Consider the following 22,532-nt stretch of genomic DNA (forward strand, 5'->3'; position numbering starts at 1 on the left):
GGGCGAGGCCGGAGGCGTCACCGGTGGCCGCCTCGACGGCGCGCCGGGCGGGGGCCCGGACGAGGCCGCGCAGCAGCATCGGCAGACGGCCCGCGGCTGCGGCGCCGCGCAGGGCGGCGAGGTCGAGGCGGAGCGGGGCGAGCAGTGCTTCGCCTTCGCCTGCGTCGAGTTCGCCTGCTTCGAGTTCACCTGTTTCGAGGGCGGCGTCGAACAGGGCGAGGCCCTGTTCGGCGGTGAGCGGGGGCAGGCCGGAGGCGGAGATGCGGTTGAGGTCGCCGTCGCGCAGGCGGCCGGTCATGCCGCCGACCACGCCGTCGGTCACGCCGCCGTTCGTCATGCTGTCGGATCCGGCCCACAGGGTCCAGGCGAGGGAGACGGCGGGCAGCCCCTGCGCGCGACGGTGGTGGGCCAGCGCGTCGAGGAAGGTGTTGGCGGCCGCGTAGTTGGCCTGCCCGGCACCGCCGAGGAGGCCGGCGGCGGAGGAGAAGAGTACGAACGCGGAGAGGTCCAGGTCCTTCGTCGCCTCGTGCAGGTTGAGCGCGGCGAGCGCCTTGGGGCGCAACACCCGCTCCAGCCGCTCGTCGGTGAGCGAGTCGAGGACTCCGTCGTCCAGGACGCCCGCGGTGTGGACGACTCCGCGCAGCGGGCGGTCGGCAGGGACACGGGCGAGGAGCGCGGCGAGGGCGTCGCGGTCGGCGGCGTCGCAGGCCTCGACGGTCACCTCGGCGCCCAGGGCGGCCAGTTCGGCGTGCAGCTCCGCCGCACCGGGGGCGTCGGGGCCCCGGCGGGAGGCCAGGACGAGACTGCGGATGCCGTGCCGGGTGACGAGGTGGCGGGCGACGAGGGCGCCGAGGGCGCCGGTGCCGCCCGTGATGAGGACGGTGCCGTCGGGGTCCCAGGCTGCTTCGCCCGTGCTGGCGGCAGGGGCTTCACTGGTTCCGCTGATGCGGGACTCGCCGATACGGGCCAGGCGCGGGACGAGCGCTTCGCCGTCCCGCAGGGCGAGTTGGGGCTCGCCGGCCGCCTCGGCCAGGGCGACGGCGGCGGGCAGTACGGTCCCGAGTGCGTTCCCGGAGGCGTCGTCGACGTCGAGCAGGAGGAGCCGGCCGGGGTTCTCGGACTGGGCGGACCTGATCAGGCCCCACACGGTCGAGGCGGCCAGGCCCGGGACGTCCTCGCCGGTACGGGTGGCGACGGCGCCGCGGGTGACGACGACGAGCCGGGCGTCGGCGAAACGGTCGTCGGCGAGCCAGTCCCGCACGGTCCGCAGGACGTGCGCGGCGACGGTGCCGGGGTCGGCGTCTTCGGCGGGCGTGCAGGGCAGTACGACCATGCCGGGAGCGTCGGGCAGATCGGCGAGCGACGCGGCGGGCGTCCAGTCCTGGTCGAGTCCGGGGGCTTGATCGCCGAGGACGTACAGCTCGTCGGTAGCGGGCGCGGCCGGTGCCGAGCCCACGGGCGTCCAGCGGACGCCGTAGAGCCGGCCGTCGGCGGGATCCGCGGCGGTGCGCAGGCCGTCGGTCGAGACCGTGCGGGAGACCAGCGTGTCGACCGCGGCGACAGGCTGTCCGGTCGAGTCGGCGATCCGCAGGCCGACGCCGTTCGCGCCCACGGGCGTGATCCGCACCCGCAGGGCGGTGGCGCCGACCGCGTACAGCCGGACCCCGCTCCAGGCGAAGGGCAGGCTGACGCCGTTGCCCGTGCGCTCCTCCGCCGGAGCGGCGAGCTGCGCGTGCAGGGCCGCGTCCAGCAGCGCGGGATGAAGGCCGAAGCGGGCCGCTTCCTTGTGCTGGTCCTCGGGCAGGGCGACCTCGGCGTACCAGTGGCCGTCGTGCCGCCATACGCGCGTGAGGCCCTGGAAGACCGGGCCGTACTGATAGCCGGTCTCGGCGAGTGCGGCGTAGAAGCCGTCGAGGGCGACGGGCTCGGCGCCGTCCGGCGGCCAGGCGGTCAGTTCGAAGGACGGCCGGGTGGCGTTGTCGGTGGCGAGGGTGGCGGAGGCGTGCCGCGTCCACTCGGCGTCCTCGTCCGCGCCGCTCTCCGGCCGCGCGTACACGGCGAGCGGGCGGCGGCCGGAGGCGTCGGGCGCGCCGATGGCCAGCTGGAGCTGGACGGCGCCCTTCTCCGGGAGGACGAGCGGGGCTTCGAGGGTCAGCTCCTCCAGCAGGTCGCAGCCGACCTCGTCGCCGGCGCGCAGGGCGAGTTCGGCGAACGCGGTGCCGGGCAGCAGGACGGCGTCCGACACGGTGTGGTCGACGAGCCAGGCGTGGGACTTCACGGACAGACGGCCGGTCAGCAGGACCTGGTCGTTGTCCGCGACCCGCACGACGGCGCTGAGCAGCGGGTGCCCGGCACTGCCGAGTCCCGCGGCGGCGACGTCGCCGAGGGGCTGGTCGGCCATGCGGAGCCAGTAGCGGTCGCGCTGGAAGGCGTACGTCGGCAGCTCGACGCGACGGCCGGTGCGCCCACCCGGGGTGCCGGTGCCCCGCGTGCCCAGGACGGTCTCCCAGTCCACGGGGGCACCGTGCGCGAAGGCGCCCGCCACGGCGGTGAGCAGGGTGCGGGCCTCGGGCCGGTCCTTGCGAGCGGTGGCGAGGCAGACCCGTTCGGTGGTGTCGTCGGGCAGGCAGGCCTGGGCCAGGGCGGTCAGGGTGCTGTCCGGGCCGACCTCCAGGAAGCGGCTGACGCCGTGGCCGGCGAGCCAGGCGATGCCGTCGGCGAAGCGGACGGACTGCCGCAGGTGCCGTACCCAGTAGTCGGGCGAGCCGAGTTCGTCCGGCGTGGCCGCCTGTCCGGTGACGTTCGAGACGACGGTGATCCGGGGGCGGCGGTAGGCGACCTGTTCGGCGACCGCGCGGAACTCGTCGAGCACGGCGTCCATGCGGGCCGAGTGGAAGGCGTGGCCGGTCCGCAGCCGCTTGGTGCGCCGGCCCTGGTCGGCCAGCTGCCGTGCGATCTCCTCGACGGCGGCCTCGTCGCCCGAGATGACGGTGGCTCGGGGACCGTTGACGGCGGCGACGGAGACCGCGCGGGTCACGCCGCCGTCGGCAGCGCCGTCGTAGGCCGCGATCAGAGGCGCGACCTCGTCCTCCGATGCCTCCACCGAGACCATGGCGCCGCCGGGCGGCAGGGCCTGCATGAGCCGGCCACGGGCCGCGACCAGCCGGCAGGCGTCCGCCAGCGACCAGACGCCGGCGACGTGGGCGGCGACCAGCTCGCCGAGCGAGTGCCCCATGACGTACTTGGGTTTGACGCCCCAGGACTCCAGCAGGCGGTACAGGGCGACTTCGTGGGCGAACAGGGCGGGCTGGGTGAACTCGGTGCGGTCCAGCGCGTCCGCATCGTCACCGAAGACGACGTCCCGCAGACCATCGACGTGCGCGCAGACGGCGTCGAAGGCCTCCGCGAATACCGGGAACGCCTCGTACAACTCCCGTCCCATGCCGAGGCGTTGGGAGCCCTGACCGGAGAAGAGGAAGGCGGTGGCACCGCGCAGCGCGCGCCCCGTGACGGCGCCGGGGCCGGCGTCGCCGTCGTCCTCCGCGAGCGCGGCGAGGGTGCGCAGAGCGGCGGCGCGGTCCTCGGCCAGGACCACGGCCCGGTGCTCGAAGGTCTGCCGGGTGGTGACGAGCGCGTGGGCGATGTCGAGCGGTGCTGCCCCGGTGCCGCCGTCCGCCGCCCACTCCCCCAGGCGCGCCGCCTGGCCGCGCAGTGCGGCCTCGCCACGGGCGGAGAGGATCCACGGCACGACCGGCAGCGGTGGGCGGGGCGCCGACGGTTCCGCGGCCGTGGGGGGCGCGACGGAACCGGTCGGGGCGGCCGTTCCAGGCGTGGCGGAACCGGCCGAGGCAGCATTCCCGGGCACGGCGCCGTCGGCTGTTTCGCCGGTCGGCTCGCAAGCCGGCTCGCAAGCCGAATCGTCGGCCGGAGCCTGTTCCAGAATCGTGTGGGCGTTGGTGCCGCTGATCCCGAAGGACGACACCGCGGCGCGGCGCGGGCGGTCCGCGGTGTCCGGCCAGTCGGCGGGCTCGGTCAGCAGCCGTACGTGCCCCGCCGACCAGTCCACGTGCGACGAAGGCTCGCCGACGTGGAGCGTACGGGGCAGCCGGCCGTGCCGGAGCGCCATGACCATCTTGATGACGCTGGCGACACCGGCCGCCGCCTGGGTGTGCCCCAGGTTGGACTTGAGCGAGCCGAGCAGCAGGGGGCGGTCCGCCTCGCGGGCGCGCCCGTACGTCGCCAGCAGCGCCTGCGCCTCGATCGGATCGCCGAGCGAGGTACCGGTGCCGTGCGCGTCCACCGCGTCGACGTCCCCGGCACCGAGGCCGGCGCCGGCCAGCGCCCGTTCGATCACCCGTTGTTGCGAGGGGCCGTTGGGCGCGGTGAGTCCGTTGCTGGCGCCGTCCGAATTGATGGCGCTGCCGCGGACGACGGCGAGTACGGGGTGGCCGTTGCGGCGCGCGTCGGAGAGCCGCTCCACGAGCAGCATGCCCACGCCCTCGGACCAGCCGGTGCCGTCGGCGTCGTCGGAGAACGCCTTGCACCGTCCGTCGGGGGCGAGCCCCCGCTGCCGGCTGAACTCGAAGAGCAGCCCGGGGGTTGCCATGACGGCGACGCCGCCGGCGAGCGCGAGGTCGCACTCCCGCGACCTGAGCGCCCGTATCGCCATGTGCAGGGAGACCAGCGACGAGGAGCAGGCCGTGTCCACGGTCACCGTGGGCCCCTCCAGGCCGAGGACGTAGGAGATACGGCCGGAGGCGACCGAAGTGGCGTTGCCCGCGAGCATGAGTCCGTGGACGTCCTCGGGCACCTCCACCGGGCCCACCCCGTAGCCGGAGGTCGCCGCGCCGACGAAGACGCCGGTGGCGCTGCCGCGCACGGTGGCGGGGCGGATACCGGCCCGCTCGAAGGTCTCCCAGGACGTTTCGAGGAGGAGCCGCTGCTGCGGGTCGGTGGCCAGCGCCTCGCGGGGGCTCATGCCGAAGAAGGCGGCGTCGAACTCGCCGGCGCCGTGCAGGAATCCCCCCTCGCGGGCGTAGAAGGTGCCCGGCTTGTCGGGGTCGGGATCGAAACGGTCCTCGATGTCCCAGCCCCGGTCCCGGGGGAAGTGACCGATGGCGTCGCCGCCTTCGTCGACGAGCCGCCACAGGTCCTCGGGGGAGGCGACCCCGCCGGGGAACCGGCAGCTCATCGCGACGATCGCGATGGGCTCCCGGTCCTTCTCCTCGGCCTCGCTGAGCTGACGGCGGGTCTGCCGCAGTTCAGCGGTCACCCGCTTGAGGTACTCCACGTACTTGTCGTCGTCAGCCACGCGTGTCACTTCCTTGTACCGGGCCGGGCGGGGTGGGCAGGGATGGCAGGGCGGGCAGATCGGCGGCCTGCACATCGAGGGCCTGCGGGTCGGTCGGCCCGCGGTGGTCGCGGGTCACGGGGCTCCCAACTCCTTGTCGATGAGGTCGAACAGCTCGCTCGCCGTCTCGACCGATTCCAGTTCCGCGTCCTGCGGGTCGGCGGTGCCCACGGGACCGGCGGGGCCCACGGGACCGGCGGGCGCGCCGGCCGCCGCCACCGGCTCCCCGCTCCAGGCGGCCAGCAGCGACCGCAGCCGGGCGGTGATGCGGGAGCGGTCCTTCTCGTCGTCCACGTCGGCACCGCCGAGCGCGGCCTCGAGCCGGTCCATCTCGCCGAGCAGGGCCTCCGCACCGCCTGGGGCGTCGGGCAGGTCCAACTCGGCCAGCAGGTACCCGACCTGGGCCGCGGGAGTCGGGTAGTCGAACACCAGGGTGGCCGGCAGGCGCAGCCCGGTGACGCCGCCGAGGCGGTTGCGCAGTTCGACCGCGGTGAGCGAGTCGAAGCCGAGTTCCTTGAAGGTCTGATCGGGCTCGACGGCACCGGCCGAGGCGTGTCCGAGGACCGCGGCGGCCTGTTCGCCGACCATGTCGAGCAGCAGCTGCTCGCGGTCGGGCACCGACAGTCCGGCCAGCCGCTCGGCGAGCGTGAGCGTGTCCTGGCCACCGCCGATTCCGGTGCCGGTGCCGGGTGCCGCGGGCTCGACGCGGCGCCGGGCAGGCTTGCGACCGGGCGCCGCGAGGACCAGCCCGCGCAGCAGCGGCGGCAGGATGTCGGCGTGCTCCCGAAGGGCCGTGGCGTCGAGGTCCATCGGCAGCAGGGCCGCGCGGTCGGAGTCCGTGCCGGCGTCGAGCAGGCGCATGCCCTTCTCGGCGCCCAGCGGCACCATGCCGGTACGTGCGTGCCGGCTGCGGTCGGCCTCCGTCAGCGTTCCGGTCATGCCCGCGTCGGGCAGCCAGGTGCCCCAGGCGAGGGACACGGCCGGCAGACCGAGGTCGTGCCGGTGCTGGGCGAGCGCGTCGAGGAAGGCGTTGGCGGCCGAGTAGTTGGCCTGGCCCGCCCCGCCGAACGTACCGGCGACCGAGGAGAACACCACGAACCGGGCCAGGTCCATGTCCCGGGTCAGCTCGTGCAGGTTGACCACAGCGTCCGCCTTCGGCCGCAGTGCCCGGTCGACCTGCTCGGACGTCATCGAGGTAACCACGCCGTCCGCGAGGACTCCGGCGGTGTGCACGACGGCCGTCAGCGGATGCTCGGCGGGCAGGCCGTCGAGCAGGGCGGCCAGGGCGGTGCGGTCCGCCGCGTCGCAGGCGACGACGGACAACTCGGCCCCCAGGGCGGTGAGTTCGTCACGCAGTTCGGCCGCGCCGGGTGCGTCTTCGCCGCGCCGACTGGTCACCACCAGGTGGCGTACACCGTGCTCGGCCACAAGGTGACGAGCCGTCAGCCGCCCCAATCCTCCTGTGCCGCCGGTCAGCAGGACCGTGCCGTCCGGGTCGAGCGCGGCGGGGACGGTGAGCACCACCTTGCCGATGTGCCGCGCCTGGCTCAGGTGACGGAACGCCTCGGGAGCCCGGCGCACGTCCCACACGGCCATGGGAAGCGGCCTGAGCACACCCTCCTCGAAGAGCGCCACCAGCTCGGCGAGGATCTCGCCGATCCGGTCCGGCCCGGCCTCCATCAGGTCGAAGGCCTGGTAGCCGACGCCCGGATGGTCCACGGCCACCTGCCGCGGGTCCCGCACGTCGGTCTTGCCCATCTCCAGGAACCGGCCGCCGCGCGGCAGCAGCCGCAGCGACGCGTCCACGAACTCCCGTGCCAGTGAGTCGAGTACGACGTCCACGCCCCGCCCGCCGGTGACGTCCAGGAACGCCTTCTCGAACGTCAGGTCACGCGAGGAGGCGATGTGCGCGTCGTCGAGACCGGCGGCGCGCAGCGCGTCCCACTTGCCGGGCGACGCGGTGCCGAAGACCTCGGCGCCCAGGTGCCGGGCGAGCTGCACGGCCGCCGTGCCGACACCGCCCGCGGCGGCGTGGACCAGCACCGACTGGCCGGGGCGCAGCCCGCCGAGGTCGACCAGCCCGTAGTACGCGGTCAGGTAACCGATCGGCACCGTCGCCGCCTCGGCGAAGGACCAGCCGCGCGGGATCCGTACGACCATGCGCTCGTCCGCCACGGCCAGCGGCCCGAAGGCGCCGGAGAACATGCCCATCACGCGGTCGCCCGCCCCGAACCCGGTCACCTCGGACCCGACCTCGGTGACGACGCCGGCTCCCTCCAGGCCGATGGCCGTGGCGTCCCCGGGATACATGCCCAACGCGGTGAGCACGTCGCGGAAGTTGACGCCCGCGGCCCGTACGGCGATGCGCACCTCACGCGGGGCGAGGGGCTGTGCGGCCTCGGGGCACTCGACGAGCCGGAGGCTCTCCAGAGTGCCCTTCTCCTCGACGCCGAGCCGCCAGGCGACGGTGTCCACGGGCGCGGGCAGGGCCCGGTCGGCGGCGAGGGGGGCGATCCTCGGCGCGCTCACCACGCCTTCACGCACGGCGAGTTCGAGTTCACCGGAGGCGAGAGCGGCGGGCAGGGCGGCCACCGACTCGGGGGCGCCGTCGAGGTCGACGAGGACGAAGCGGCCCGGGTTCTCGGAACGCGCCGCCCGCACCAGGCCCCACACGGCCGCCTGTGCGGGGTCCACCGGCCGGTCTCCGACGCGCATCGCGTCCCGGGTGACGACGGCCAGCCGGGCATGCGCGAAGCGCGGCTCCTCCAGCCAGCGTTGGACGAGGTCCAGTGCCTCGTACACCGTGGCGCGGGCGGTTTCGGCCAGATCGCCAGGAGCGGCGGAGACCATGGTGACCTGGGGGGAGGCCATCGTGAACAGCACGGTGTCGGGGACCGGGTCACCGGAGTCGGCGAGCGCGTCCAGGTCGGGGTAGGTCCCGGTGCGGAAGCCCACGGCCGCCGGATCGCTGCCCACGACGGTCCAGTCCGTGTCCGCCGGCACGGCATCCGCCGGCAGCGGGGGTACGGAGGTCACCGGGGACCACTCCAGTTCGTGGAGCCCTTCGTTCCGGGCCGAGCCCACGGTCGAACCGGCGATGTCGCCGGGGAGTTCCCGCAGCGTCAGGGAGCCGATCGAGGCCACCGGCCGCCCGGCCGCGTCCGCGAGCGCCAGACTGACGGACTCCGGTCCCTCCTGGACCATACGGATCCGTAGCGCACCGGCGCCCACGGCGTCGAGGCGCACGCCGTTCCACGAGAACGGCAGCCGGCCCGCGTCCTCCATCGGCACGAACATGACCGCGTGCAGGGCCGCGTCGAGGAGCGCCGGGTGCAGACCGAACGCACCGGCCTCCGGCTCGGCCCCCTCGGGCAGCGCGACCTCGGCGAACACCTCGTCCCCGCGCAGCCACGCCGACTTCAGCCCCTGGAACAGCGGCCCGTACACATGGCCGCGCTCGGCGAAGCGTTCATAGAAGCCGTCCAGCGGTATCTCCGCGGCCTCGGCCGGCGGCCAGGCCGTGAAGTCGTACGGCAGGTCGGTCGCCCCGGCCTCAGCTCCAGCCCCGGTCTCAGCCCCGGCCCCATTCTCAGCCCCAGTCCCAGCTCCAGTCCCAGACCCGCCGCCGGTCAGCAGACCACTGGCGTGCAGCGCCCAGGGCTGCTCCTCGGGCCCGTCCTCGGGCCGGCAATGCACGGTCACGGCGCGGGCACCTGACGCGTCGGGCGCGTCCACGTGCAGCTGTATCCGTACGGCACCACGCTCCGGCAGCGGCAACGGGGCCAGGATCGTCAGCTCCTCCACCCGCTCGCAGCCCACCTGGTCGGCCGCGTGCAGGGCCAGCTCCAGGAAGCCCGTGCCGGGGAAGAGGGCGGTGCTGGTCAGCGCGTGGTCGGCCAGCCAGGGGTGACTGCGCAGGGACAGCCGGCCGGTGAAGAGGTACTGGTCGCCTCCGGCCAGCTCCACGGCCGCGCCCAGCAGCGGGTGCCCGGCGGAGCCGAGCCCCACCGAAGCCACGTCACCGGCCAGGACGGGCGGCCGGGGCCAGAAGCGCCGGCGCTGGAACGCGTACGTCGGCAGGTCGACGTGCTCGGCCCCGGTCCCGTCGTAGACGCGGGCCCAGTCGACGTCGACGTTCTTCGCGAACGCCTGGGCGAGAGCGGTGAGAAGCGCGCCTCGTTCCTCGCGGTCCTTGCGCAGGGCGGACACGAACAGGGAGTCGGCACCGTCGTCGGCGAGGCACGTCTGCGCCATGGCGGTCAACGTGCCGTCCGGGCCCAGCTCCACGAACCGGGTCACCCCGCGCTCGGCCAGCCACGACACGCCGTCGGCGAAGCGAACCGCCTGACGCACATGCCGCACCCAGTACTCGGCCGACTCCAACTCCCCCGCACCGGCGGCCTGTCCGGTGACGTTCGAGACCACCGCCATCCCGGGCGACTGGTAGGTGACACTCTCAGCAACCGCCCGGAACTCCTCCAGCATCGGCTCCATCAACGGCGAGTGGAACGCATGACTCACCCGCAGGCGAGACGTACGGCGTCCCTGCTCGGCGAACTCCTTCGCGACCTGCGCCACGACCTCCTCGGCCCCGGCGATCACCACCGACCGCGGACCGTTGACCGCCGCGACCGACACCTCGGCCTCCCGGCCGTCCAGCAGCGCCCCGACCTCGTCCTCGGACGCCTCCACCGCGAACATGGCACCGCCATCAGGCAGTCGCTGCATCAACCGGCCCCGCGCCCCGACAAGAGCGCAGGCATCCTCCAGCGAGAACACACCCGCCACATGAGCGGCCGCCAGTTCGCCGATGGAATGCCCCACCACGAAGTCCGGCCGTACCCCCCACGACTCCAGCAGCCGGAACAGCGCCACCTCCACCGCGAACAACGCGGGTTGCGCCCACTCCGTGCGGTTCAACGCCTCCGCGTCCGCACCGAAGACCACTTCCCGCAGCCCGTCGACGTGGGCGCACACCGCGTCGAACGCGTCAGCGAAAACAGGGAAGGCCTCGTACAACTCACGTCCCATACCCAGGCGTTGGGAACCCTGCCCCGAGAACAAGAACGCCGTCTTGCCCTCGCCCCGGGCCGTCCCGGTGACCAGACCAGCTGCCGATTCCCCGGCCGCCAGCGCCTGCAGACCGGCGATCAGGGTCTGCCGGTCCTCGCCGAGCACCACGGCACGGTGCTCGAACACCGACCGCGTCGCCGCCAACGACCAGCCCACGTCGACCGGTTCGAGCTCCGGACGCGCTTGGAGGTGGGCCAGTATCTGGTCGGCCTGCGCGCCCAGAGCGGGGCGACTGCGCGCGGTGACGACCCAGGGCACCTCACCGGACGGCCGCGCCTCGGGCTCTGTCGGTTCGGTGTGGTCCTCAGGTACGTCTGCCGCTGGTGCGTCCGCCTCGGTTACGGCTTCCTCAGGTACGGCTTCCTCAGGTACGGCTTCGAGGATCAGGTGCGCGTTCGTACCGCTGATCCCGAACGAGGACACACCCGCCCGGCGCGGCCGATCCGTCTCCGGCCACGCTACCGGCCCGGTCAACAGCCGGACGTCACCCGCTTCCCAATCGACGTGCGAGGACGGCGCGTCCACGTGCAGCGTGGCGGGCAGCACCCCGTGCCGCATCGCCAGCACCATCTTCATCACACCCGCCACACCGGCCCCCGCCTGCGTGTGACCGATGTTGGACTTCACGGAGCCGAGCCACAGGGGGTGGCCCTCGGACCGGTCCTGCCCATAGGTGGCGATCAGCGCCTGCGCCTCGATCGGATCGCCCAGCGTCGTGCCCGTACCGTGCGCCTCCACCGCATCCACATCCAGCGGGCTCACTCCGGCGCCGGCCAGCGCCGCCCGGATCACCCGCTGCTGCGACGGACCGTTCGGCGCACTCAACCCGTTCGACGCACCGTCCTGGTTCACCGCCGAGCCCCGCACGACCGCCAGCACCCGATGACCGTTCCTGCGCGCGTCCGACAACCGCTCCACCAGCAGCATCCCGCCGCCCTCGGAGAACCCGGTCCCGTCCGCCGCGTCCGCGAACGCCTTGCACCGGCCGTCCGCCGCCAGCCCCCGCTGCCGGCTGAAGTCCACGAACAGGCCGGGAGAGGCCATGACGGTGAGTCCGCCCGCTAGGGCGAGATCGCACTCCCCCGCCCGCAGCGACTGCACCGCGAGGTGCAGCGCGACCAGCGACGCCGAACACGCCGTGTCCACCGTCACCGCCGGACCCTCCAGACCGAAGGTGTAAGACAGACGGCCGGATACGACGCTGGCGGCGTTGCCCGTCAGCATGTACCCCTCGAAGTCCTCCCCGGACGCGGCGAGCATGCCGGTGTAGTCCTGGCCGTTGGTTCCGGCGAAGACTCCGGTACGGCTCCCCCGCAACCTCTCCGGATCGATCCCCGCCCGCTCGAACGCCTCCCACGAGATCTCCAGCAACAACCGCTGCTGCGGATCCATCGCCACCGCCTCACGCGGCGAGATGTTGAAGAACCCCGGATCGAAACCACTCGCCCCCGAAAGGAACCCACCCTTGCGCGTGTACACCGTCCCCGCCTTGCCCGGCTCCGGGTCGTACAACGCGTCCAGATCCCACCCCCGGTCCTCCGGGAACGGCACCAGACCCTCCCCACCATCGAGCAGCATGTCCCAGAGCTGTTCCGGGGTATGGACATCGCCGGGGAAACGGCAGGCCATGGCGACGATGGCGATCGGCTCGTCGTCAGCCGGCCGGGGCCGCGCGGGGACGGCTTCGTGCGCAGTCTGCCGGGCCGACTGGGTGTCGGAGCGTTCAGACAGATCGGAGAGTTCGGAGAGAAGGAAGGCTGCGAGGTCCGAGCAGGTGGGGTGGTCGAAGACCAGGGTGCTCGGCAGCCGCAGCCCGGTGATCTTGTTCATTCCGTTGCGGAGTTCGACGGCGCTGAGGGAGTCGATGCCCAGGTCGCTGAAGGGTCGTCCGGGTTCGACGGCTTCGGCCGACGGATGGCCGAGGACGTTCGCGACGTACGAGCGGACGACGTCCAGGACGGTGCCGGGGCGTTCGTGGGCGGGAAGTTCGGCCAGTCGGGCGCGGAGCAAGGAGGAGTCGTCGCCGCCCGTACCGCCGGCGGTCGCCGACTCGCGGGCCGTCTCCAACGCGCGCCGGGCTTCCGGCAGTTCGTCGAGAAGGGTGCTGGGCCGCGGTCCGGTGAACGCGAGCGCGTAGGTGTCCCAGGCGATGTCGGTGACGACGACGGCGGTGTCGTCGCCGTCGACGGCGCGCCCGAGGGCGTCGCAGGCGAGCCTGGGGTCCATGGGGTGGACGCCGTAGCGGCGCATGCGCTCGGCCGCCGTGTCGTCGGCGCCCACCATGCCGCCCTCGGCCCACAGGCCCCAGGCCACGGCGGTGGCCGGCAGGCCCTCGGAGCGCCGCTGCTGGGCCAGGGCGTCGAGGAAGGCGTTGCCGGGGGCGTAGTTGCCGAGGCCGGCGCCGCTGATGACACCCGCGGTGGAGGAGAACAGGACGAACGCCGACAGGTCCGGGCACAGTTCCCGGGTCAGCTCGTGGAGGTTGAGCGCCGCGGTGGCCTTGCCTCGCAGGATCGGGTCCATACGGTCAGGGGTGAGCGAGTCGATGACGCCGTCGTCGAGCGATCCGGCGGCGTGGAACACGGCGTCCAGGGGCCGGTCGGCGGGGATCGAGTCCAGCAGGGCGCGCAGGGCGTCCCGGTCGGCGATGTCGCAGGCGGCGAGGGTCACTTGGACGCCGAGTTCGGTGAGTTCGGCCTCCAGTTCGCGGGCGCCCGGTGCGTCGGCACCCCGGCGGCTGGCAAGGAGGAGGTGGCCGGCGCCGCGTTCGGCGAGCCAGCGGGCGAGGTGTCCGCCGAGGGCGCCGGTGCCGCCGGTGACGAGGACGGTGCCGCGCGGACGCCAGGTCTCGAGGTCGGTGGTGGGCTGCCGGGCGGCGTGGACCAGGCGGCGGCCGAAGGTCCCGGAGGCGCGGATGGCGAGCTGGTCCTCCTCGCCGGAGCTGCCGGAGCCCCCCGAACCGCTCGAGCCCCCCGGACCGCCCGAGCCACCGGCGCCGCTCGAGTCGGCGAGTGCGGCGCACAGCCGGGTGCCCGCCCTGCCGTCGAGGACCGCGGGCAGGTCCACCAGGCCGCCCCAGCGCTCGGAGTGCTCGAGGGCCGCCACCCGGCCCATGCCCCAGACGAGGGCTTGGGCAGGACTGGTGACGCTCTCCGCCCCGCCGACGCCGACGGCGCCCCGGGTGGCGCACCACAGGGGTGCGTCGATCCCGGTGTCGCCGAGAGCCTGGACGAGGGCGAGGGTGCCGCCGAGGCCGAGCGGTACGGCCGGGTGGTCGGGGTGGGCCCGCTCGTCGAGGGCGAGGAGGGAGAGCACACCGGAGACGTCCGGGACGCCCGGGACGCCCGGTTCCTGGCCGTCCGTGCCATCCGCGCCGTCCGCGCCGCCCGCGCCGTCCGTGCCATCCGTGCCGTCCGCGCCGTCCGTGCCATCCGTGCCGTCCGCGAGGGCGGTGCCGAGCAGTTCGGCGAGCCGGTCGCGATCCGTGGGGCCGTCGGGGAGGGTGATGAGGCGGGTGTCACGGGCGCCGCCACTTTCCAGGGCGCGGCAGGCCGCCGCGACCAGGGCGTCGTGCTCGCCCGCGTCGGCGGGGGCGACGACGAGCCAGGTGCCGGAGAGCGCTCCGGCGGCGCCGCGTTGGGTCAGCGGCGTCCAGGTGACGGTGTAGCGCCAGGCCTCGGTGGTGGAGCGTTCCCGGCTGGTGCGGCGCCAGGTCGAGAGGGCGGGCAGGAAGGCGCTGAGGGGTGCGTCGCCGGGGAGGTCGAGTGTCCCGGTGATGGCCTCCAGGTCCTCCTGTTCGACCGTCTCCCAGAAGCGTGCCTCGACCGAGTCCGCGGTGAGCGCGCCGCTCGCGGCGGCGTCGGCCGCGGCGGACTCACGAACGGTCGGCCAGTAACGCTGGTGCTGGAAGGGGTAGGTGGGCAGGTCCGTCCGGCGTGCGCCGGTACCGGCGAAGACGGCGCCCCAGTCGACGGTGACGCCGTGGACGTGGGCGTCGGCGACGGAGGTGAGGAACTGCTCCAGTCCGCCCTGGTCGCGGCGGAGCGAGCCGAGGACGGTGCCGTCGACGTTCAGGGAGTCGAGGGTCTCCTGCAGCCCGACGGCCAGCACGGGGTGCGGGCCGACCTCGATGAAGGTGTGGTGACCTTCGGCGACCAGTCCGCGCACGGCCTCCTCGAACCGTACGGTCTCGCGCAGGTTGGTGTACCAGTACTCGGGGTCGAGTCCGGTGGTGTCCTGCCACTGGCCGGTGACGGAGGAGCGAAACGGGATCTCGCTCTCGCGGGGCCGCATCCCGGCCAGCGCTTCCAGGACGCGCTCGCGAATCGGCTCGACCTGCGGGGAGTGCGAGCCGTAGTCGACGGGGACCTTGCGGGCCCGTACGCCGTCGTCGGTGAGAGCGGTGAAGAGTTCGTCGAGGGCGGCCGCGTCGCCGGAGACGACGACGGACGTGGGTCCGTTGACGGCTGCGACGGCGAGGCGGTCGGCCCAGGAGCTGCCGGGGACGCTGATCCGTTCGCGGACCTCGTCGGCGGCGAGCGGCACGGACATCATGCCGCCGGTGCCGGCGATCCCGGTGATGGCCCGGCTGCGCAGGGCCACGACCCGCGCGCCGTCGTCGAGGGAGAGGGCGCCCGCGACGCAGGCGGCGGCGATCTCGCCCTGCGAGTGGCCCACCACGGCGGCCGGTTCGACCCCGAGGGACCGCCACAGACCGGCCAGGGAGACCATCACGGCCCACAGCGCGGGCTGTACGACGTCCACGCGTTCGAGGTCGGCGGCGTCCTCGTCGCCGCGCAGGACGGCGGTCAGGGACCAGTCGACGTAGGGGGCGAGGGCGGCTTCGCATGCGGCGACGTGGTCGGCGAACACCCGCGATTCGGCGAGCAGTCGGCGCGCCATGCCGGCCCACTGGGCGCCCTGGCCGGGAAAGACCAGCACGGGCGCGGCGGTGGTGGTGGCGCGGGCGGTCCCGGTGAGCAGGCCCGGTCCGGCGGAGGGGTCGCCGTCGGCGAGGGCGCGCAGCGTCTCGTCGAGGCCGTCGCGGCCGGTGGTCAGGAAGGCCGCGCGGTGCTCGAAGGCGGAACGGGTGGTGGCCAGGGAGTAGGCGACGTCGGTGAGGTCCGCTCCCGGGTGGCGGAGCAGGTGGGCGCGCAGCCGGGCGGCCTGGTCGCGCAGCGCGGCCTCGGAGCGGCCGGAGAGGACCACGGGCACGGCAGGCAACACGGGTACGGCGGGCAGCGCCTCCTCTTTCACAGGGTCGGCTGCCGGGGAGGGTTCCGGTGCCTGTTCGACGATGACGTGGGCGTTGGTGCCGCTCATGCCGAAGGAGGACACGCCGGCCCGGCGCGGACGGCCGGTCTCGGGCCAGTCCGTCCGCTCGGTCAGCAGGCGTACGTCGCCCGCGCTCCAGTCGACGTACGGGGTGGGCGCCTTGGCGTGGAGGGTCGGCGGGAGCGCCCCTTCCCGGAGGGCCATGACCATCTTGATGACACCGCCGACACCGGCGGCGGCCTGGCTGTGGCCGATGTTGGACTTCAGAGAGCCGAGCCACAACGGCCGGTCCTCGGGCCGGTCCTGGCCGTAGGTCGCGATGAGCGCCTGCGCCTCGATGGGGTCGCCGAGCGTCGTGCCGGTGCCGTGCGCCTCCACCGCGTCCACGTCCTGCGGGCCGAGACCGGCGGCGGCGAGCGCCTGCCGGATCACGCGCTGCTGCGAAGGCCCGTTGGGGGCGGTCAGGCCGTTGGACGCGCCGTCCTGGTTGAGAGCGCTGCCGCGCAGTACGGCCAGTACGGGGTGGCCGTTGCGACGAGCGTCGGACAGCCGTTCGACGGCAATCATGCCGACGCCCTCGGCCCAGCTGGCGCCGTCGGCGTCCGCCGAGAAGGGCTTGCAGCGGCCGTCCTCGGCGAGCGCCCGCTGCCGGCTGAACTCGATGAGCGAGCCGGGGGTGGACATGACGGTGACACCGCCCGCGAGGGCGAGGTCGCACTCACCCTGCCGCAGGGCCTGCGCGGCGAGATGCAGGGCCACCAGACTGGAGGAGCAGGCGGTGTCGACGGAGACGGCCGGGCCCTCCAGGCCGAGGGCGTACGAGACGCGCCCGGACAGCACACTGGGCGAGTTGCCGGTGCCCACGTAGCCCTCGAAGTTGTCGTCGGACGCGGCCAGGATCATGGGGTAGTCCTGGTAGGTGACACCCGCGAAGACTCCGGTGCTGCTGCCACGCGCGGACACCGGGTCGATGCCGGAGCGTTCCAGCGCCTCCCAGGAGGTCTCCAGCAGCAGACGCTGCTGGGGGTCCATCGCCAGCGCCTCGCGCGGCGAGATCCCGAAGAACGCCGGGTCGAACTGGCTGGCGTCGTGAAGGAAGCCGCCCTCCCGGGTGTAGACGGTGCCGGGGTGGTCGGGGTCGGGGTGGTAGAGGGTCTCCGGGCGCCAGTCGCGGTCGGTGGGCAGCGGGGAGACACCGTCGCCGCCCGCGAGGACGAGCTCCCACAGGTCCTCGGGGCTGCGGATCCCGCCGGGGTAGCGGCAGGCCATACCGACGACGGCGATGGGGTCGTCGTCCACGGGGGCGGCGATACGGAGGACGGCCGCGTCGTCCGCCGCCTCGCCGAACAGGTCCTCCCCGAACAGGTCCTCGCCGAGGTGGCGGACGAGCGCGGCCGGGGTGGGATGGTCGAAGACGAGGGTGGCCGGGAGCGTCACGCCGAGCGCGGTGCTGAGCTGGTTGCGCAGTTCGACCGCGGTGAGCGAGGTGAAGCCGAGGTCGGAGAAGGACCGTCCGGGTTCGACCTCGTCCGGGCCCGCGTAGCCGAGGACGGCCGCGACCTGGGCCCGTACGGTGGCGAGCAGGGTGCGCTCGCGCTCGGCCGGGGAGCGGCCGGCCAGTCGCCGTACGAGGCTTCCGGCCGTCTGCGCACGGGCCGCGGCACGCCGGGCGGACACGGGGACGAGGGCGCGCAGCTCGGGCGGCACAGTGCCCGGACCGCGCAGCGCGGCGGTGTCCAACTTGACGGGGAACACGGTCGGTTGACCGCTCGCCAGCGCCTGGGGCAGCAGCGCGGCGGTCTCGGTGACGGACAGCGGGGTGAGTGCCCGGCGGTCCGTGCGGTCGTGCCCCGGGTACGGCGGGACCAGGGCGAGAGACGTGAGCCCTCGCGCCGCCCGGCTCTCGGCGAGGGCGGAGAGCTGAGCGGTAACACTGGGCCCGCAGTCGCCCGTGCACAGCAGGACGAACGCGGACAGGCCGCCGTCGCGGGTGAGTTCGCGCAGGCGCAGGGCGTCGGCGATGTCTTCCTCGCCGTCGACGGTGTGTACGAGGGCGACCGGACGGCCCTCGTTCCGGAGCGACTCCGGCACGGAGGCGATGTCGTCGACGGCGGTCGCGCCGGGCAGCGTCTCGGCCACCTGCGGGGCGAGCGGGCCGGTGACCAGCACGATGCCGTCAGCGTCGTGGATGGCGGAGGTGCGGGAGGACTCGGGAACGCGCACCAGGCGGGCGGCGCTGACCACGCCGTCGCGGATGACGAGGTCTGTCTCATCGGTGGCGAGCGCGGCGGGCAGGACCGCCGAGGAGGCGTCGGCCGCGTCGATGTCGACGCGTACGACGCGGCCCGGGTGGGCGGCAGCGAGGACCTGGGCCGACGTGCGCAGCGCGACCGCGCCGACGTCTGCGTCTGCGTCTGCTTCGGCATCGGCATCGGCACAAGCACAGGCATCGGCATCGGCATCGGCATCGAGCGCTCCGGTGCCCGCGGCCACCGCGCCTCGTGTGACGGCGACCAGGCGGCCGGGATGCCCCGCGGTGTCCCACCGTTCCAGCAGGGCTGCGGCGCTCTCCGCGCCGTCGGGGGCGGAGAGGATCACGATGTCGGCGGTGTCCGGGCCGGCGCCTCCTGCCGTCGGTCCGAGGCCCAGGCGGTCGGCGCCGAGGAGGGCCCAGCCGCCGGTGTCCGGGTCCGGCTGCGCGGGGAGGTCGAGCGGAGTCCAGTCCCGGCGCAGCAGGGTGCCGGCGACGGGCACGGACACAGCCGCGCGCTCGTCGGCGACGGGCCGCAGCAGGAGCGACTCGACGGCGATGACGGGCTCGCCGCTCGTGTCAGCGGCCGCCAGGGCCAAGGTGTCCGGGCCGGTCCGGGTCAGCCGTACGCGCAGGGTGGTGGCCCCCGCGGCGTACAGGGAGGTGCCGTTGACGGAGAACAGGACGCGGCCGTCGCCGAGGCCCTCGAACACGCCGAGGCCGAGCGGGTGCAGGGCCGCGTCGAGAAGCGCGGGGTGCAGCTCGAACCGTCCGGCCTCCGTCTCGGTGCCCTCGGGCAGGGCGACCTCGGCGTACACGTCCTCGCCGTGCCGCCACGCGGACTTGAGTCCTTGGAAGACTGGTCCGTAGTCGAGGCCGGCGGCGGCGAGCCGGTCGTAGACGCCGTCCACGTCGATGTCCCGCGCCCCTTCGGGCGGCCAGACCGTGAAGTCGAAGTCATCGAATCGATCGAACTCATCGAAGTCGCCTGTGACGTACGGGCTTTCGGTTGCCGTCAGCAGGCCAGAGGCGTGTCGCGTCCAGGGCCCGTCGTCGTCCTGGCCGTCGACCCGCGCGTACACGCCGAGGGCACGCGTCCCGGAGGGGCCCGGTTCCTCGATGTGCAGCTGGAGCTGGACGGCGCCCTGCTCGGGCAGGACGAGCGGCGCTTCCAGGGTGAGTTCGTGGACGTGACCGCAACCGGCGTACGCCCCGGCCCGGACGGCGAGTTCGAGGAAGGCGGTGCTCGGCACCACGACCGCTCCCGCGATCCGGTGGGCGGCGAGCCATGGTTGCGCGTGCGCCGACAGCCGACCGGTGACGACGACGGTCCCGCCCGCGGCGGGTGGCACCACGGCACCGAGGAGCGGATGGTCCACCGGGACGAGCCCGACGCCTGCCGGATCCCCACCGGCCGCCGGGACCTCCAGCCAGTAGTTCTGCTGCTGGAAGGCGTACGTGGGCAGCTCCGCGGGCCGGGTGCCCGGGGCCACCGCGCCGAGGTGGGCGGGCCAGTCCACGGGGACCCCGCGGGTGAACAGCGCACCCAACGCGGAGACGAGGGCGGCCTGTTCGGGACGGTCGTCGCGCAGTGCGGGGACGGCGAGGTGCCCGGGGTCGTCCCAGCAGCTCTGGGACAGGGCGGTCAGGGTCGCGTCGGGGCCCAGTTCGAGGTAGTTGGTCACGCCGTGCCGCTCCAGCCAGGCGATGCCGTCGGCGAAACGGACCGCCTGACGGGCGTGGCGCACCCAGTAATCGGCCGAGCCGAGTTCCTCTGCGGAGACCGGCTGCCCGGTCACGTTCGAGACGATCGGGATGCGTGGCCGGCCGTACGTGATGCTTTCGGCGATCGCGCGGTAGTCGGCGAGCATCGGCTCCATACGGGGCGAGTGGAAGGCGTGGCTGACCCGCAGCCGTGTCGTCTTGCGCCCTTCGCCCTCGAAGTGCGCGGCCAGGGCCAGCACGGCGTCCTCGTCACCGGCGACGACCACCGAGCGCGGTCCGTTCACGGCGGCCACGCCCGCCTCGGACTCCCGTCCCGCGAGCAGCGGCAGGACCTCGTCCTCGGTGGCCTGGATCGCCACCATCGCCCCGCCGGGCGGCAGTTGCTGCATGAGCCGCCCGCGGGCCGCGACGAGACGGCAGGCGTCCTCCAGCGACAGCACTCCGGCGACGTGCGCGGCGGCCAGCTCACCGACGGAGTGCCCCAGCAGGTGGTCCGGTCGTACGCCCCAGGACTCCACGAGCCGGTACAGGGCGACCTCGACGGCGAAGAGGGCGGGCTGGGCGTACTCTGTACGGTTCAGGAGGCCGGCGTCATCGCCGAAGACCACGTCGCCCAGCGGTCGTTGGAGGCGTCCGTCCAGCTGGGCGCAGACCGCGTCGAAGGCGTCGGCGTAGACGGGGAAGGCGTCGTGGAGCTCACGGCCCATGCCCGGCCGCTGCGTGCCCTGTCCGGCGAACAGGAACGCCGTCCCGCCCTCGGTCAGCGCGTCACCGGTGACGGCGTCGGCCGACGGCTCGCCCGCCGCGACGGCCGCGAGGGCGCGCAGCAGTCGCTGCCGGTCCATGCCGGACACCACGGCCCGGTACTCGAACGGCGAACGGGTCGTCACCAACGCGTCGGCGACGTCGAACAGTTGCTGCTCCGGCCGTTCCTCCAGGTGGGCCAGGAGCCGTCCGGCCTGGGCGCGCAGGGCGGCGGCGCCACGCCCCGACACCACCCACGGCACCACCGCGCCTTCGGGGGCGGCCGCGGCCGCCGAGGCCGCCGGGTCCGCCGTGGCGCGCTGCTCGGGCACGGTGGACTGGGGCTCCGGCGCCTCCTCGATGACGACATGCGCGTTGGTGCCCGAGACGCCGAACGCGGACACGCCGGCCCGGCGCGGCCGGTTCGTCTCCGGCCAGTCGGCCTGCTCACTCAACAGCCGTACGGCACCGGCCGACCAGTCGACGTGGGACGACGGCTCCTCGGCGTGGAGCGTCGCCGGGAGGACCCCCTCGCGGAGGGCCAGGACCATCTTGATGACGCCCGCGACACCGGCGGCGGCCTGGGTGTGCCCGATGTTGGACTTCACCGAGCCGAGCCACAACGGCCGGTCCTCGGGCCGGTCCTGGCCGTAGGTGGCCATGAGCGCCTGCGCCTCGATGGGGTCGCCGAGCGTCGTGCCGGTGCCGTGCGCCTCCACCGCGTCCACGTCCTGCGGGCCCAGACCGGCGGCGGCGAGCGCCTGCCGGATCACGCGCTGCTGCGAGGGCCCGTTCGGCGCGGTCAGACCGTTCGACGCACCGTCCTGGTTCACCGCCGACCCTCGTACGACGGCCAGCACGGGGTGGCCGTTGCGCCGGGCGTCGGACAACCGCTCGACGACCAGCATGCCAACGCCCTCCGACCAACCCGTGCCGTCGGCGTCGTCGGAGAAGGCCTTGCACCGCCCGTCGGGTGCCAGCCCGCCCTGCAGGCTGAACTCCACGAAGGCGCCGGGGTTCGCCATCACCGTGACCCCGCCCGCGAGCGCGAGGTCGCACTCGCCGGAGCGCAGAGCCTGGACGGCGAGATGCAGAGCGACGAGCGACGAGGAACAGGCCGTGTCGACGGTGACCGCCGGCCCTTCGAGACCCAGGGTGTACGACACCCTGCCCGATACGACGCTGCCCGCGCCGCCCGTCAGCAGGTGCCCGCCGAGCCCCTCGGGGATCTCCTGGAGCCCGGCGCCGTAGCCGGAGCTGCCCGCGCCGACGAAGACGCCCGTCCTGCTGCCCTTGAGGGAAGCGGGGGCGATACCGGAACGTTCCAGTGCCTCCCAGGAAGTCTCCAACGTCAGCCGCTGCTGCGGATCGATCGCCAGGGCCTCACGGGGGCTGATCCCGAAGAACGACGCGTCGAAGCGGGAGGCGTCCCGCAGGAAGCCGCCTGATCGTGTGTCGCTGGCGGCGAGCAGGCCTTCCAGATCCCAGCCGCGGTCCTCGGGGAAACCGGACACCGTGTCCTCTCCCCCGGCCACGACCCGCCACAGGTGGTCGGGACCGGCCACGCCACCAGGAAGCCGGCAGCCCATGCCGACGATGACGACGGGGTCGTCGTCGACCGCGACCAGGGCAGTGGTCGAGGTCCGGTCCGCGGGCTCGACGCCGAAGAGTTCCTCGCGGAGGTGCGTGGCGATCGCCAGCGGGGTGGGGTGGTCGAAGACCAGGGTGGAGGGCAGGGGCACGCCGGTCTCGGCGGTGAGGGCGTTGCGCAGCTCCACGGCGGTCAGTGAGTCGAAGCCCAACTCGCGGAAGACCCCGCCGGGAACGACGGCGGCCGGGCCCGCGTGGCCGAGCACGGCGGCGGCCCGGCCGCGGACCAGGTCCAGCAGCTCGCGGTCGCGGTCCTCGGCGGGCAGCTCGGCCAGACGGTCGCGCAGCGCGGAGCCGACGGTCACCTCGACGCCCGGGGCTCCCCCGGCCGAGCCGTGGAGCGCTCCGGCGGCTTCGGGCAGTGCGGCCAGCAGTGGGCTGGGGCGGCTCGTGGTGAAGGTGGGGGCGAAGCGTTCCCAGTCGATGTCGGCGATGGTGACGGTGGTGTCGGCAAGGTCCAGGGCG

The 22,532-nt window shown here is 74.1% G+C and carries 3 protein-coding genes; all 3 read right to left on the reverse strand.

The features are described 5' to 3' along the window. Positions 1-5,311 (reverse strand): type I polyketide synthase (locus FE633_RS44465; protein WP_246114121.1); only part of this gene is annotated, 5,311 nt, incomplete at its 3' end. Next, positions 5,304-5,429, reverse strand: coding sequence for a hypothetical protein (locus FE633_RS49395; RefSeq protein ID WP_281291347.1), 126 nt, complete (start codon positions 5,427-5,429; stop codon positions 5,304-5,306). The genes FE633_RS44465 and FE633_RS49395, both read right to left, overlap by 8 nt. Continuing rightward, positions 5,426-22,532: type I polyketide synthase (locus tag FE633_RS44470; RefSeq protein WP_425473323.1), on the reverse strand; the 17,107-nt coding region annotated here is incomplete at its 5' end. The genes FE633_RS49395 and FE633_RS44470, both read right to left, overlap by 4 nt.

Origin of the sequence: Streptomyces montanus (assembly GCF_005786655.1) — a bacterium.
Lineage (GTDB): Bacteria > Actinomycetota > Actinomycetes > Streptomycetales > Streptomycetaceae > Streptomyces > Streptomyces sporangiiformans.